Source organism: Janthinobacterium sp. 75 (assembly GCF_004365495.1).
Taxonomy (GTDB): domain Bacteria; phylum Pseudomonadota; class Gammaproteobacteria; order Burkholderiales; family Burkholderiaceae_D; genus Janthinobacterium.
Map to the genome: position 1 here is coordinate 3,435,093 of NZ_SORD01000001.1, position 14,063 is coordinate 3,449,155.

Consider the following 14,063-nt stretch of genomic DNA (forward strand, 5'->3'; position numbering starts at 1 on the left):
GACGGTGTTGACGGTGCGCCAGCGACGGCAAGGGCGCCATGATAACAAAACGCGGGAGACCCCCATGAATGCCTTTGACACGCATGAAGTTTTCAACCAGGCCACGCCGTTTGAAAACGTCAATCTGTTCGCCAGCGATCCCGCGCTGATCGAAGCGCTGCTGCGCGAGGGCGGAGGCGCCGCGCTGCAGGAGCTCGACGCGCTGGGCGAAAAGCTGGGCCACGCCGAGACCTACGCGCTGGCGCGCTTGGCCAATATCCATACGCCCGAGCTGCAGCAGTTCGACCGGGCCGGGCGCCGCATCGACGAAGTGCTATTCCATCCGGCCTGGCATGAGCTGATGGCTATCCTCGTGGGCGCCGGCGTGCACGCTGCGCCCTGGGCGTCGCCAGGGCCCGGTGCCCAGGTGGCGCGCGCGGCCGCCTATCTATTAGTAGGACAGGTGGAAAACGGCACGCAGTGTCCCGTGACGATGACGTATGCCTCGGTGCCCGCCTTGCGCCAGGCCCTTGATCTGCCGCAAATCGCGCAGCGCTGGCTGCCGAAAATCCTCTCGCGCGAATACGATCCCCGCTCCCTGCCCGTGGAACAGAAGCGTGGCGCCCTGGTCGGCATGGGCATGACGGAAAAGCAGGGCGGCTCGGATGTGCGCAGCAATACCACGCGCGCCGTACCCGTGCCGCCGGACGAGGCGCGGGCCCTGTTCGGCGACGAGGCTGGCGGCGCCTGGCGCATCGTCGGCCACAAATGGTTTTTCTCGGCGCCGCAGTGCGATGCCCATCTGATCCTGGCGCAGGCGGAAGAGGGGGGATTGTCCTGTTTCTTTTTGCCCCGCTACCTGCCCGACGGCAGCCGCAATGCCATCCGTGTACAGCGCCTGAAAGATAAGCTGGGCAACCGCTCGAATGCCTCGTCGGAAGTGGAATTTGCCAATGCCTACGGCTGGCTGGTGGGCCAGCCGGGGCGGGGCATTCCCACCATCCTGGAAATGGCCAGCCACACGCGCCTCGATTGCGTGCTGGGCAGCACCGGCATCATGCGCGCCGCCCTGACGCAGGCGCTGCATCATGCGCGCCAGCGGGCCGTGTTCGGCAAGCCGCTGGTCGAGCAGCCCCTGATGCAGAACGTGCTGGCCGACCTGGCGCTTGAATCCGAAGCCGCCACCGCGTTTGCCCTGCGCCTGGCCCGTTGTTTCGATGAAAAGGACGATCCGCAGCAAGCCATGCTGGCCCGCGTGCTGACACCGGCCGGCAAGTACTGGATTTGCAAGCGCGGTCCCGGCTTCGGCGCGGAAGCCATGGAGGTGCTGGGCGGCACTGGCTATGTGGAAGATGCGCCGCTGGCGCGCCTGTATCGGGAGCTGCCCGTCAACTCGATCTGGGAGGGTTCGGGCAACGTCATGTGTCTCGACGTCTTGCGCGCTTTCGGCAAGTCGCCGGCCGCGCGCGACGCCCTGGCGGCCGAGCTGGCGCTGGCCGGCGATACCGACGCCGCCTTTGCTGAGTACCGGACGCGCCTGATGGCCGAACTGGACGGGCCGCAGGCCGATGAATTTGGCGCCAGGCAATTATCTGAGCGCATCGTGCTGGCCGTGCAGGCGGAATTGCTGCTGCGCCATGCGCCGCCCTTCGTTGCGCAGGCATTCCTGCAGTCGCGCCTGGTGCAAGCGCCGGGTGGCGCGTATGGGCGCTTGCCGGCGGGCACTGATTGCGCGGCTATCCTGAGGCGCGCTCTGCGCGAGTATTGACCCCGATAAATCCGATTATTTCGAAAATTCCAGCCACAGGCGGGCTGTGGGCTGGGATAATGCGGCAATCCATCATTTTATCGACACACAACGCGCCTGCGGCCATGCTTGCCGCCGCGCCAGATAGCAGAGAAAGAAAAACAAGATGAAACAAGATCCACGCTTCCCGAATTTGTTCATTACCGATCATCCATTGATCCAGCACAAACTGAGCCACATGCGCGAGCACGACACGTCGACGCGTACCTTCCGCGAATTGCTCAAGGAAATCACCTTGCTGATGGGCTATGAAATCACGCGCGACCTGCCGTTGACCACGCGCGAAATCAAGACGCCGCTGGTGACCATAGACGCGCCTGTTATTGCAGGCAAGAAACTGGCGATTGTGCCCATCCTGCGCGCCGGCATCGGCATGAGCGATGGCTTGCTGAACCTGGTGCCATCGGCCCGCGTGGGTCACATCGGCGTGTACCGCGACCCGGCCACGCATATGCCGGTGGAATACCTGGTGCGCCTGCCGGACCTGAACGAGCGCACCTTCATTCTGTGCGACCCGATGGTGGCGACCGGCAATTCGGCCGTGTACGCCGTTGACGTGCTGAAGAAGCGGGGCGTGACGGACGAGCAGATCATCTTCCTGGCGCTGGTGGCCGCACCGGAAGGCGTGACCGTGTTCCAGAACGCGCATCCGAACGTCAAGATGTTCTGCGCCTCGCTTGATTCGCACCTGGATGATCACGCCTACATCGTGCCGGGCCTGGGCGATGCCGGCGACCGCATCTTCGGCACCAAGTAAGCGCATTCAGGCGAGTATTGCGATGGCAACCTTGATCGACCCGGATTATCGCGCGCGTTTGCGCGCCCTGAACGAGAAGTATGCGGCCGGCGTGCCAGCCCTGATGCAAGCGATCACGCAGGCCAGCGGCCGCTGCGATAGCGAAGGCCCTCGCCTGGAACCGTTGACGGAGCTGCACCGTGCGCTGCATGCGGTTGCCGGCTCGGCCGCCACCTTCGGTTTCGCTGCGCTGGGCCAGGAATGCCGGCGCATCGAACAGCAGGTGCGCGCCATGCTCAATGCGCCGGCGCAGGCGGTGGCGGAATGGCCCTCCGTGCGGGGGCAAGTGGAGGCCTTGTTGCACTGGGCCGCACGCGACGCGGGCGCCACCCATTTCAGCGTGTGAATAAGTACAGCTAGGCATTGTGGTTACTATGATTCATTTGATGCAACGCAAAGCATCGGCGTCGCAGATTAGGATATAGTGTCTTCAAGCCGCTGGTACGGGGCGCCGCAAGACTGGGATTTGGCTATCAAAGTAGTGTTCGCAAGTTTATTTTGCGAAAGAATGGTTTTTCTCGGTTTTGTTGGTATAATTGGACATCGTTGGATTCGAGGTAGTAGTGCAGTTAGTCTGTCATTTCTTTCTTGCTTCAAACGATATAACGGGCGCAAGCCCAACTTAACTGAAATAGGAAATTGTAATGGCAACTGGCATCGTAAAATGGTTCAATGATTCGAAGGGTTTCGGCTTTATTACCCCTGACGAAGGCGGCGAAGATCTGTTCGCTCACTTCTCGGCTATCCAGTCGAACGGCTTCAAGTCCCTGCAAGAGAACCAACGTGTTTCTTTTGAAGTGACCGCTGGCCCTAAAGGCAAGCAAGCTTCGAACATTCAGCCAATCTAATACGCTGGATCAAACGAAATAAAGAAATCCTCGGTCTCCGAGGATTTTTTTTCGCCTAAATTTCCGTGAAGCATGGGTTTTGCGTGTGTTTTATGGGTTCCTCAGCTCTTTTTGCGTACTTTTCGTCAGGGGCCAGGCTGCGCCGCTGCGATTTGCTCCATTGACGTCACGACGCTGCACAACACCATCGCGAGCGGAAGTCAGATTTGGCCGAGAAGCGGAACCGTCGTCAGTACGGGGCCGCCGAGGCGGTGTGCATCGCAGGAGGCTTGTGCCGACGCGCAGCAGCGTCGGTCCGTCGTCCTCAGATAGCGCGTTCGCGCCAGTAATCGGCTTGCGAATAGCTATGCCGCAAAAAATCCACAAACGCCCGTATGCGCAGCGGCAAATGCCGGCGCTGGGCGAACACGGCGTAGATGTCGTTGCCCGGCGCGGCGAACTGATCGAGCACCGTCACCAGCTGGCCCGAGGCGATTTCGGCACCCACTTCCCACATCGAGCGCCACGCCAGCCCCTTGCCGGCCAGTGCCCAGTCGTGCAGCACTTCGCCATCGTTGCATACCATATTGCCCGCCACCTTTAAAATGACGTTCTTGCCGTTTTCGCGGAAGGTCCAGCCCCGCTGGCTACCTTCGCTGCTGATCGCCAGGCAATTATGTTTCGCCAGGTCGGCGGGGATGCGCGGCGTGCCTGCCCGTTTCAAATAGGCGGGCGAACCGACCAGCACACGCTGGTTATCGGCCAGTTTCGTGCTCACCAGAGAGGAATCGGACAGGCTGGCGATGCGGATGGCCACGTCGATGCCTTCGCCGATCAGGTCGACCAGGCGGTCGTTCAGGTTCAGCGACACCGTCACGTCGCGGTGTTCGGCGACAAACGAGGGGATCAGTGGCGCCACATGCTGGCGTCCGAAGCCGGCCGGTGCGGAAATGAGCAAATGGCCGCTGGCCTTCACGCTGCGCTCGGCCACGGCCGCTTCCGCCTCTTCCAGTTCGCCCAGGATACGCTGGCAATCTTCCAGGAAGGCGGCGCCTTCATTCGTCAGCGCCAGCTTGCGCGTCGTGCGCTGGAGTAATTTGACACCCAGGCGCTGCTCCAGCGCATCGAGGCGCCGGCCTATCATGGCCGGGGCTATCCCTTCCGCGCGCGCGGCCGCCGACAGGCTGCCTTTGGCCACGACTTCCACGAACGTTGATATTTGTCTGAACTGTCCCATGCCGTGCTCCCGCTGTGCCATCACTTGTGATAAAAACGCATAGATGAAGTGATTTTTAATCTCGTTTCCATGCCTTATAGTGCAATACTATAGAATAAACGCGCCGCCCGGCAGGGTGTTTTTGCACCTCTGTCCAGCTTGCCCGCACAGTCGTTCAGCTTATACTTGGATCACCAGATTACTTTTGCTTACATTTATTAAAAACCGGAGAACTTCATGACGCAGAACACGATCGCACTTCCCGAAGGCATGCAAATCACGGGTGAAATCCAGCCCGGCTACGAACAGATTTTGACGCCAGCGGCACTGGCGCTGGTGGCCAAGCTGACGCGTGAATTCGAGCCGCGCCGCCAGCAATTGCTGGCAGTGCGCGTGGAGCGCGCCAAGCGCCTCGATGCGGGCGAGCGTCCTGATTTCCTGCCAGAAACCGCGCACATCCGCGACGGCGACTGGAAGATCGCGCCGATTCCGAAGGCGCTCGAATGCCGCCGCGTGGAAATCACCGGTCCCGTCGAGCGCAAGATGGTCATCAATGCCTTCAATTCCGGCGCCGACAGCTACATGACGGACTTCGAGGATTCGAACACGCCGAACTGGGATAACCAGCTGACGGGCCAGATCAATATGTTCGACGCCGTTCGCAAGACGATTTCGCTGGAGCAAAATGGCAAGTCGTACAAGCTGAACGACAAGATCGCTACTCTGGTCGTGCGTCCGCGCGGCTGGCACCTTGATGAAAAGCACGTGCTGGTCGACGGCAAGCGCATTTCCGGCGGCATCTTCGATTTTGCCCTGTTCATGTTCCACAATGCCAAGGAGCAACTGGCGCGCGGCGCCGGCCCATACTTTTACCTGCCGAAGATGGAATCGCACCTGGAAGCGCGCCTGTGGAACGATATCTTCGTCATGACACAAAACGAGCTGGGCTTGCCACAAGGCACGATCAAGGCGACCGTGCTGATCGAAACCATCCTGGCCGCCTTTGAAATGGATGAAATCCTGTACGAACTGAAAGAACACAGCTCTGGCCTGAACGCGGGCCGCTGGGATTACATCTTTTCTTGCATCAAGAAATTCAAGCTGGACAAGGATTTCTGCCTGGCCGACCGCGCCAAGGTCACGATGACGGCACCATTCATGCGCGCCTACGCCTTGCTGCTGCTGAAAACCTGCCACAAACGCGGCGCGCCAGCGATTGGTGGCATGGCAGCCTTGATCCCGATCAAGAACGATCCCGAAAAGAACGACATCGCCATGGGCGGCGTGCGCAACGACAAGGCGCGCGACGCCACCGACGGCTATGACGGCGGCTGGGTTGCTCATCCGGGTCTGGTGGAGCTGGCCATGGGCGAGTTCACCAAAGTGCTGGGCGACAAGCCAAATCAGATCGACAAGCAGCGTCCCGATATCGACGTCAAGGCGTCTGACTTGCTGAATTTCCAGCCGGAAGCGCCGATCACGGAAGCGGGTTTGCGCTACAACATCAACGTGGGCATCCACTACCTGGGCAGCTGGCTGGCCGGCAATGGTTGCGTGCCTATCCACAACCTGATGGAAGATGCGGCCACGGCCGAGATCAGCCGCTCGCAAGTGTGGCAGTGGATTCGTTCGAGCAAGGGCGTGCTGGAAGATGGCCGCAAGGTGACGGCCGAAATGGTGCGCGCCATGATTCCGGAAGAGCTGGCCAAGGTGCAGCGCGATGCGCCAGGCGGCGACGGCCCAACCTATGTGCGCGCCGGCCAGATTTTCGAGGAAATGTCGACGTCGGAATCGTTCGCCGAATTCCTGACCTTGCCTCTTTACGAAGAAATCTGATCCTGATCAAATAGAAGCATAAAAAATCCCGGCGATGCCTGATGGCGCCGCCGGGATTTTCTTTTTAGAAGCAGAACCTTAAAAGTTGTTTTTCCACATACGTAGCGCGGCGAACGCTTCCACGGGCGAGGCGTCGGTGGCCAGCTTGCCTTCCACCTTCAGGCTGGTCAAAATCGCGGGCTCGCGGTAGCGCAGGAAGGGGTTGGTGGCTTTTTCCATGGCAATGGTCGACGGCACGGTGGACAAACCCTGCTGGCGCTTTTCCGTGTCGATGGCGATGCGTTCCTGCAAGGCCACATTGCCCGGCTCGACGGCGTTGGCGAAGCGCAGATTGGACAAGGTGTACTCATGCGCGCAAAATACCTCGGTATCGTCGGGCAGGGCGGCCAGCTTGCCCAGCGAGTCGGCCATCTGGCCGGGTGTGCCCTCGAACAGGCGACCGCAGCCGCCGGCAAACAGGGTGTCGCCGGAAAATAGCCATGGTGCGCCGCTGCGGTCGTCGCGCTGGCGCACGTAAGCGATATGTCCCTTGGTATGGCCGGGCACGTCGATGACCGTCATCTGCAAACCCAGCTCGGCCACATAGGCGACATCGCCTTCAGCAAGCGGTTCCGTGATGGCTGTGATAGCCTCATTGCGTGGACCGAAGACGGGCACGGCGAAGTGCTGCAACAATTCAGGCACGCCACCCGTGTGGTCGGCGTGGTGGTGCGTGAGTAAAATGGCGGACAAGGTCAACTGATGGGCCTGCAGCGCATCGAGGATGGCCATTGCATCGCCAGGGTCGACCACGGCGGCGTGGCGGCCGTCATGGATCAGCCACAGGTAGTTGTCGGCAAAGGCGGGCACGGCAAGTACCGATAAAGCGTGTTCAGGGGAGTGTGTCATGAGCAAAAGAGAAAACTGAATGGACAGTGCAGCATCCGAAAAATCCATTATAGCGCTTGACGGCTGGCTACAGACGCCGGCCGGTCTCTACGTGCGCGCCTGGGAGCAGCAATGCCTCGATAGCCTGACTGTCGACATCTTCGGTTTTAATGCGGTGCAGATTGGCTTGCCCCAGCTCGACGCGCTGGCTGCCAGCCGCATGCCGAACAAATGGCTGCTCGATTCGCGTCTGCCGTCGCGTCCGCCGCAGGAGAGGCGCCTGACCCTGGTATCGGCCTTCGACGAGCTGCCATTCGACTCGCAAAGCCTGGACCTGGTGGTCTTGCCGCACGTGCTTGAATTTGCCGCCGAGCCACATCAGGTCTTGCGCGAGGTCGAGCGCGTGCTGATCCCCGAGGGGCGCGTGATCGTCTGCGGCTTCAATCCGGCCAGCCTGTGGGGCATGCGCCAGGGCCTGGGGCGGGTCACGGGACGTCATTACCTGCCGCAGGCGGGCGAGCTGATCTCTATGCCGCGTATGAAAGACTGGTTAAAATTGCTGAACATGGGCGTCAGCCAAAGCCATTTCGGCTGCTACGCACCAGCCTGCAGGACAGAAAAATGGCTGCGCCGCAACGCCTTCATGGACAAGGCGGGCGCGCGCTGGTGGCCATATCTGGGCGCAGTGTATATAGTGCAGGCGATCAAGCGCGTCAAAGGGATGCGTTTGATCGGTCCGGCGTGGACCAAGAAACCGGCGACGGCGCCCGCAGGCGCACCGGTCACGAATAAAAGGCGGGAGCAGCAAGATGGCTAAGTTTGAAGATAAGGTAGAAATTTACGCCGATGGCGCATGCAAGGGCAATCCAGGCACGGGCGGCTGGGGCGCGCTGATGGTGGCCGATGGCGCCAAGAAAGAAATTTACGGCGGGGAACTGAACACGACGAATAACCGCATGGAATTGAAGGCCGTGATCGAAGCATTGACGGCGCTCAAACGCCCCTGCCAAGTGGTGATGTATACCGATAGCCAGTATGTCCAGAAGGGCATCAGCGAATGGATCCACGGCTGGAAGGCTCGCGGCTGGAAAACGGCGGCCAAGGCGCCCGTCAAGAACGTCGACCTGTGGCAGGCCCTCGATACGGCCCAGGCCGTCCATGAAGTGGAATGGCGCTGGGTACGCGGCCACAATGGCCATCCGGGCAATGAGCGGGCCGATGAACTGGCTAATCTGGGCGTGGAAACCGTGCGTGCCTGATGTTAAAAATACCTGTCGCGAAACGGTGGGCAGGGCGTAATCGAAGGGCACAGGTTTGCTATACTGTGCCCTTCGCTTTTTGCTTTTACGACTGAATCTGCCATGCGTCAAATTGTTCTCGATACTGAAACCACCGGCCTGAACCCGCGCACGGGCGACCGCATCCTGGAGATCGGGGCGGTCGAGCTGAACAACCGCATGTTGACGGGAAATAATTTCCACCATTACATCAATCCCGAGCGCGATTCGGAAGAGGGCGCGCTGGCCGTCCACGGATTGACGACGGAATTCCTCAGCGACAAGCCGAAGTTCGCGGAAATCGCGGAAGAATTCCGCGCGTTTATTGCCGGCGCCGAGCTGATCATCCACAATGCCCCGTTCGATATCGGCTTCCTCAACGCTGAATTCAAGCGCCTGAACCTGCCGCCCGTGCATGAGCAAGTGCATGGCGTGATCGATACCCTGGTGCAGGCGAAGGAAATGCATCCAGGCAAGCGCAACTCGCTCGATGCCCTGTGCGACCGTTATGGCGTGTCGAACGCCCACCGCAAGCTGCACGGCGCGCTGCTCGACTCCGAATTGCTGGCCGACGTCTACCTGGCCATGACGCGCGGCCAGAACAGCCTGAGCATGGAGGAAGAAGTGGAAGTAGCCGCCGATGGCGGGGTGCTGGAAATCGTGCCCCTGGCCGAAGTCATCTTCCAGAGCGCCACGGCCGACGAGCTTGCCGCCCACGAAGCGACCATCGCTGGCCTCGACAAGGCAGCCAAAGGCCAGTGCATCTGGACCGCCGTCACGGCTCCCCCGGCCGCCACCTGAGAAAAAAGCGTGGGCGTGGCAAATTTACTGTTGCCAGCCCTTGCAGATGCCGCAACACCTATGCGATAATTCGCCTCGCTTCGGGAGGTTAGCTCAGGGGTAGAGCACTGCATTCACACTGCAGGGGTCGCAAGTTCGAAACTTGCACTTCCCACCAAGAATTTAGTTTGTATTCAATGACTTGGGATTTCCCATCTTGTCTGAATACGAACTTGGGGCAAACTTGGGGCAATGGGTTTTTCGTCCATTCTCCAGCCCCAAACGATACGGCCGCTTCCTGCGGCCGTTTTCACGTCAAGGGAGTCCACAAGCTTAGCTTGCGGGCGGTTCCTCTCGACGGAATTGTTAAGCTAAACCAGCGCCAGACCTATTTGTTGCCAGCGGGGGCGGGGGCATTGCTGCGCCCTCCGCCGGATGGCTTGCCCGTTCCACTTGGCCACCCTCCGCCATTTCCTTGCCCACGGCCACCGCCAGCTGCGCCGCCACCTTTACTGCCACTGCCTTGGGAGCCACCACTACGGCCCCCGTTATTACTGCTACCTTTGCTCATTTTTATCTCCTTTCCGGATCACTGTAAGTTGCATCACTCTCCGGTAAAGTGATGCATTTCGAAAGCTTGGCCTAGGTGGGACACCCCATGAAAATCGGTGCGATCCAGTAGCACTAGATTTTTGCCAGGGCGTCGATTTCCCTGATAATCAACCGAGACTTCAGAGGTAGCATTGTGTGGGTCATCAGAGTCTTCGGGTCACGCTCCCACTGCGGGGTATAACCTACCAATTTTGCGTAGTGCGCGGCGTTGCTGCCCAAGCCTTCGTAGAACCGCTCGAACAATTCCTCTTCCTTCCGCTCCGAAAGTACCCGATATTGCGATTTGCAGAATGCACACACCTGTATGTAGAAGGGGATAAATAATGGCCCCGCCACGTACTTTGCCTGATCGAGTGCAGTATTAAAGTGCGCGAGCGCAAGCCCGGCATCACCGAGAAACAAGGCATCTCGGGCTCGTGCCCATTCTTTGAGCCAGTTGGGGCCATTCGCTAACGTTGCGTGCGATGCCCCTTCGATGAACCTCCTATGTTCTTTTTCGTAAATTAGCTCCAGGCTACTCGGAATGTCCATTGCAAGGCTCAGTGAGCCAGGTAGGGTCCTGATTCCGGCGAGCAGAGCTTGATAGCGGTTGGGCGCTTGCTGGGCGAAGACTTCGTGGCCAATGGGATAGTCGTTGAATAGCAGATCAAGCAAGTCGCTGCTAGGTATTGCGTGACTCTGATCAACTTGGCCGTGCGTCAGATGGCCTCTTGCGGGAGGCTCGAATGGTCCACAATCAGCCACATGGACATTGAGGTTGTGAGCGATCATGGCCGCAAACGCATGAGTCGCGAATGCCTTTCCATGAATCGCCTTCGGCAGGTAGTAAGTCAGCGGTTGAAGGGTGGGGTAAAAAGTTTCCCACTTCATCCGGCTGTACTTGCGTAGCCGCTCGATTACCTGTTTGGACCGAGTATTGACCCCCTGGGAGGTGAAGTCACGGGTCCATGCTTGCTCGTTGAGCGGTCCCTCTCGCTGAAATTCGTGGTACTGGTGAAGTTTATGCAGCGACGTACCGGTGATCTGGCAAGCAGCATCAGCGAATCCCTTCAAGGGCCACGGTTCATTCAGCGCCGCATCTGGCCAAGTATCGTCTGGTAACAACTCGCGAGTTAGAGTCCCCGTCAGCAAGCGAAGATCTTGACTGAGAAAACACTGATAACTGTACTTTTGACTCTGCGCATCGCAGGCGTACTCTCTGACAAACTCCCGGTAGTGGGCAAGCGCCGACACGTAAAAGCTGACCGCAAGTTTGGCTACGCCCCAGCGGGCGTAACGCTCATTGAGCAACACTATGATGTATTGGCGTAATTCTATATACTCTTCGAGAGATTCAAAGTCGGTTTTGGATAGATGATTGACATAGCTTTGGATCGTTCTACTTTTTTTAACGCTCTGACTATCCTTTGGCGCGAACTGGATAGTAACCGCGACCAAGTCGTCGAGGGATCCATACACGTCGTCCTCTTTTTTAATTACATCGAAAGCTTGTCGCAACGCTGTACGCCGCTCTTGCTCGGTGGCCGTGACGTGGAAGGTGACGTCTTCGTTGTCGCTGTTCCACAGTCCCAAGCTATCGCATATGACTTTGTGCAGGTATCCTAGCGTCGGCAGTTGATTAGTAGCTGGTAGCATGTTTTTCCTTGAAAAGAAGTTGTCTCTATTCTACGGAGCTGACTACTTATTGCTAGGTATCAAAATCGCGATCGCGGTCAACACCTTGAACTTCTAGCTCCACTGCCACTCGTCTATCCGCCTTAATTGCATCAAGAATGTATATAAAAACGCCTGCAATTTTTCTTGACCATAGACAAGTCGAAATTTTCGGTTTCTGCGTGACTGGACGGGTAGGCGACAGAGTTGTTCCCATCCGTTAAATGGCTGCCAAGTTAGGTACGCAAGCGTCCGGGGAGGCTGCATGCCGACCGAGCATATTCCTCAAAACGCACAGGACTTGGCCGCGCCGTCATGGGATCGCAGCACGCATTGCGCGTTACTGCGCGGAGTCACGCGAGAATCCCGACAAACGGCGTTGGGTTGGCAAGCGGATACTTGAATGGCGTCATCGCCTGCGCAGACGGCTTGTCTATCAAGTGATTCTTTCGCCTACCTGCTCACTCATCTGTCGGAGATACGTTGAGCGGGTCTGTGAAGTATTTTTAATTGTATTTCGGGAATTCATCTGCCCGCAGCGGGTTCGTCTGTGCATACAGGCGCAGCAACCGTTCCCTGCGTCCATGGTCCAGTCCCGCAGCAATCCACTTGCTGTAGGTGCGCACGATCATGGTCGTGTCCGCGTGGCCCATCTGCGTGGCGACATACAGCGGCAGCGCACCAAGCATGAGCAGGTTGGAGGCGAAGGTATGGCGCGTCTGGTAGGGGTTGCGGAAGCGCACGCCACTGGCCTTGATGATGCGCTTCCAGCAGTTATAGATGGGCTTGTCTCCCTGCCACGGCTTGCCGCTGCGCGGGTGCAGGAATACCGTTCCGGCGCCAGCGCCCGTCAGCGCGTACTGTGCCTGCAGCGCGGCTAGCGCGCCGCAGCGCATGTCGATCGTGCGCAGGCCGCTCAGCGTCTTGGCGCGGTCCTTCATTTCTCCATCGACGAACGCCCCGGCCACGCTGACTTGGTGGTTCAGCTCGTCCACGGCCGGCCATTGCAGTGCGATGTATTCGGATGGGCGCATGCCGGTGCAGAAGGCAAACTGCAGCATGTTGCGCTCTTCATCGCGCTCGCAGGCTTTCAGGATGAGTTCCATCTCATCGATATTGAATGGGTCAGCCTTGAACTTGCTGACGCGCTGGTCGCGCGGCAGCAGCTTGCCTAGCTTGATGCTGTCGAAAGGATTGGATTCCAGGTCGCCCTCGGTCACGCCCAGTTCGATGGCGTTGCGCATCGGGGTGAGGATCAGCTGGATGGTCTTGCTCTTGCCGTTCAGGCCCATGATCCACTTGCGCAGGTCGCGTGTGGTCAGTTCAGCGGCTGGCTTGTCCTCCCATTGGGGAAACAGATGGTTTTTCGCTACCTGCTGGTAGCAGTTGTAGGTCGACAATTCCAGGTTTCGCTTTGCGATCTGCAGGTAGTCGCGCAACAGGTCGCCCATGAGCACTGGCGGACGCACCTTCGCGGCAGCTGCAGCCTGCGCGTCGGCCTGTGCCTGCTTTTGGCGCCGGATGGTGAGCGAATCGGGAAAGAATTGCTCGTAGACAAAAGTACCGCGTTCGATGGCATTGACCACGGCACCTTGCAAGCGCTTGGTAAAGGCGATGTTGTTGCGCGTATGTTCCAGCTTCAGTGGTTCGCGGCAGCGTTTCCCCTGGTACTGGAACACGATGCGTATCGTTTCCGAGCGTGCTCCCTTGCGCAGTTCTATGCCCGTACCGCTGTTCTTTGCCCCCATGTTTCCACCCATTTTTCAGCGGCAGCGAGATTGACCCAAAGCATTTCATCGACCACCTTGCATTGTATGCCGTCGCACCACTTTCCGGCACGCCGTCTGGCGTGCACGGCTGCTGCCGTATCGCCGGTGAGTTCGGCGTATTTGCTGATTTTTACCCACGTCACGGGATGTTCCATCTGAGCCTCCATCGTCCGGTGTGCCGCGCCAGCGCTGCACGATATTTTGAATTTCTGAGCCTAGTATCCGATGCCAGCAGCGTCGTATCAAATGTAATGCGCGCGCGATCCATGGGGTAATTCATATGGTGATCGGCGTGCCCCTCGGTTAATGCCCGCTGGCCAACTGCAGGATCCATCATGGTGGCAGACGGCCAATGGTTCGAAGGGGAGATGTATTTCATGATGAGCTGTCTGCATGACCGATGACGGATGATCCTGAGCCATGGTGGCTGCGCTGATCGTGGGCATCAAGTTGAAAAGCGGAATATTTAGGTGGTATTTCACGGCAATTGATGGATGCTGTAGCGGCGGCCGTCAGTGGCGTGGGGCCGATTGGCAGTGATCATGTGGGTGAGCGTTGGCGTGCGAATGGCCTATGGGACTTTTCCTCCGCTCTGGCCCCTTGTGAGGTGCCGATGTTCGTCGAGTGCCTGTTACCGCGCTAAT

The 14,063-nt window shown here is 58.9% G+C and carries 13 protein-coding genes and 1 tRNA gene; 9 read left to right on the forward strand and 5 right to left on the reverse strand.

Annotation, left to right across the window (positions count from 1 at the left end):
- The first annotated feature begins 64 nt into the window (after nt 1-64).
- From C8C89_RS15685 to C8C89_RS15700, 4 genes are all read left to right on the forward strand, one after another.
- On the forward strand, nt 65-1,747 hold the full coding sequence (locus tag C8C89_RS15685) for an isovaleryl-CoA dehydrogenase (protein WP_133990874.1): 1,683 nt from the start codon (nt 65-67) through the stop codon (nt 1,745-1,747).
- A 145-nt stretch (nt 1,748-1,892) separates the two neighbouring features.
- Nucleotides 1,893-2,543, forward strand: coding sequence for a uracil phosphoribosyltransferase (gene upp, locus C8C89_RS15690; protein ID WP_010398816.1), 651 nt, complete (start codon nt 1,893-1,895; stop codon nt 2,541-2,543).
- A gap of 22 nt (nt 2,544-2,565) precedes the next feature.
- Nucleotides 2,566-2,928: an Hpt domain-containing protein gene (locus C8C89_RS15695; RefSeq protein WP_101481628.1), complete on the forward strand. Its 363-nt coding sequence runs from the start codon at nt 2,566-2,568 to the stop codon at nt 2,926-2,928.
- A gap of 298 nt (nt 2,929-3,226) precedes the next feature.
- Nucleotides 3,227-3,430 (forward strand): cold-shock protein, encoded by a 204-nt coding sequence (locus tag C8C89_RS15700; RefSeq protein WP_010398811.1) that lies wholly within the window; start codon nt 3,227-3,229, stop codon nt 3,428-3,430.
- Between the two features lie 304 nt (nt 3,431-3,734).
- On the opposite strand, the gene C8C89_RS15705 is transcribed toward C8C89_RS15700, so the two are convergent.
- A complete protein-coding gene (locus tag C8C89_RS15705) occupies nt 3,735-4,646 on the reverse strand; it encodes a LysR family transcriptional regulator (protein ID WP_133990876.1) in 912 nt (303 codons plus the stop codon).
- A gap of 216 nt (nt 4,647-4,862) precedes the next feature.
- Here C8C89_RS15705 and aceB point away from each other — a divergent pair, with 216 nt between their 5' ends.
- Nucleotides 4,863-6,461 carry a malate synthase A gene (gene aceB / locus C8C89_RS15710; protein WP_101481626.1) on the forward strand — a complete coding sequence of 533 codons (1,599 nt, stop codon included), beginning with the start codon at nt 4,863-4,865 and terminating at the stop codon, nt 6,459-6,461.
- Nucleotides 6,462-6,539: 78 nt separating this feature from the next.
- Here the strand turns inward: aceB and gloB are convergent, their stop codons facing one another.
- A complete protein-coding gene (gloB, locus tag C8C89_RS15715; protein WP_101481625.1) occupies nt 6,540-7,349 on the reverse strand; it encodes a hydroxyacylglutathione hydrolase in 810 nt (269 codons plus the stop codon).
- Nucleotides 7,350-7,368: 19 nt separating this feature from the next.
- Here gloB and C8C89_RS15720 point away from each other — a divergent pair, with 19 nt between their 5' ends.
- From C8C89_RS15720 to C8C89_RS15735, 4 genes are all read left to right on the forward strand, one after another.
- Nucleotides 7,369-8,145, forward strand: coding sequence for a class I SAM-dependent methyltransferase (locus tag C8C89_RS15720; RefSeq protein ID WP_101481624.1), 777 nt, complete (start codon nt 7,369-7,371; stop codon nt 8,143-8,145).
- Nucleotides 8,138-8,587 (forward strand): ribonuclease HI, encoded by a 450-nt coding sequence (rnhA, locus tag C8C89_RS15725; RefSeq protein WP_101481623.1) that lies wholly within the window; start codon nt 8,138-8,140, stop codon nt 8,585-8,587. The genes C8C89_RS15720 and rnhA overlap by 8 nt, the downstream gene beginning before the upstream one ends.
- A 102-nt stretch (nt 8,588-8,689) precedes the next feature.
- Nucleotides 8,690-9,406: a DNA polymerase III subunit epsilon gene (gene dnaQ, locus C8C89_RS15730; RefSeq protein WP_133990878.1), complete on the forward strand. Its 717-nt coding sequence runs from the start codon at nt 8,690-8,692 to the stop codon at nt 9,404-9,406.
- An 82-nt stretch (nt 9,407-9,488) separates the two neighbouring features.
- Nucleotides 9,489-9,563: transfer RNA gene (locus C8C89_RS15735), tRNA-Val, on the forward strand.
- A 506-nt stretch (nt 9,564-10,069) separates the two neighbouring features.
- On the opposite strand, the gene C8C89_RS15740 is transcribed toward C8C89_RS15735, so the two are convergent.
- The 3 genes from C8C89_RS15740 to C8C89_RS15750 form a co-directional block, all read right to left on the reverse strand.
- Nucleotides 10,070-11,632, reverse strand: coding sequence for a hypothetical protein (locus tag C8C89_RS15740; RefSeq protein ID WP_133990880.1), 1,563 nt, complete (start codon nt 11,630-11,632; stop codon nt 10,070-10,072).
- 524 nt (nt 11,633-12,156) lie between these two features.
- Nucleotides 12,157-13,398: a DUF3596 domain-containing protein gene (locus tag C8C89_RS15745; protein WP_166674760.1), complete on the reverse strand. Its 1,242-nt coding sequence runs from the start codon at nt 13,396-13,398 to the stop codon at nt 12,157-12,159.
- Nucleotides 13,368-13,574: an excisionase gene (locus C8C89_RS15750; RefSeq protein ID WP_205704585.1), complete on the reverse strand. Its 207-nt coding sequence runs from the start codon at nt 13,572-13,574 to the stop codon at nt 13,368-13,370. Before C8C89_RS15750 ends, C8C89_RS15745 begins: the two co-directional genes overlap by 31 nt.
- Between the last annotated feature and the right edge of the window lie 489 nt (nt 13,575-14,063).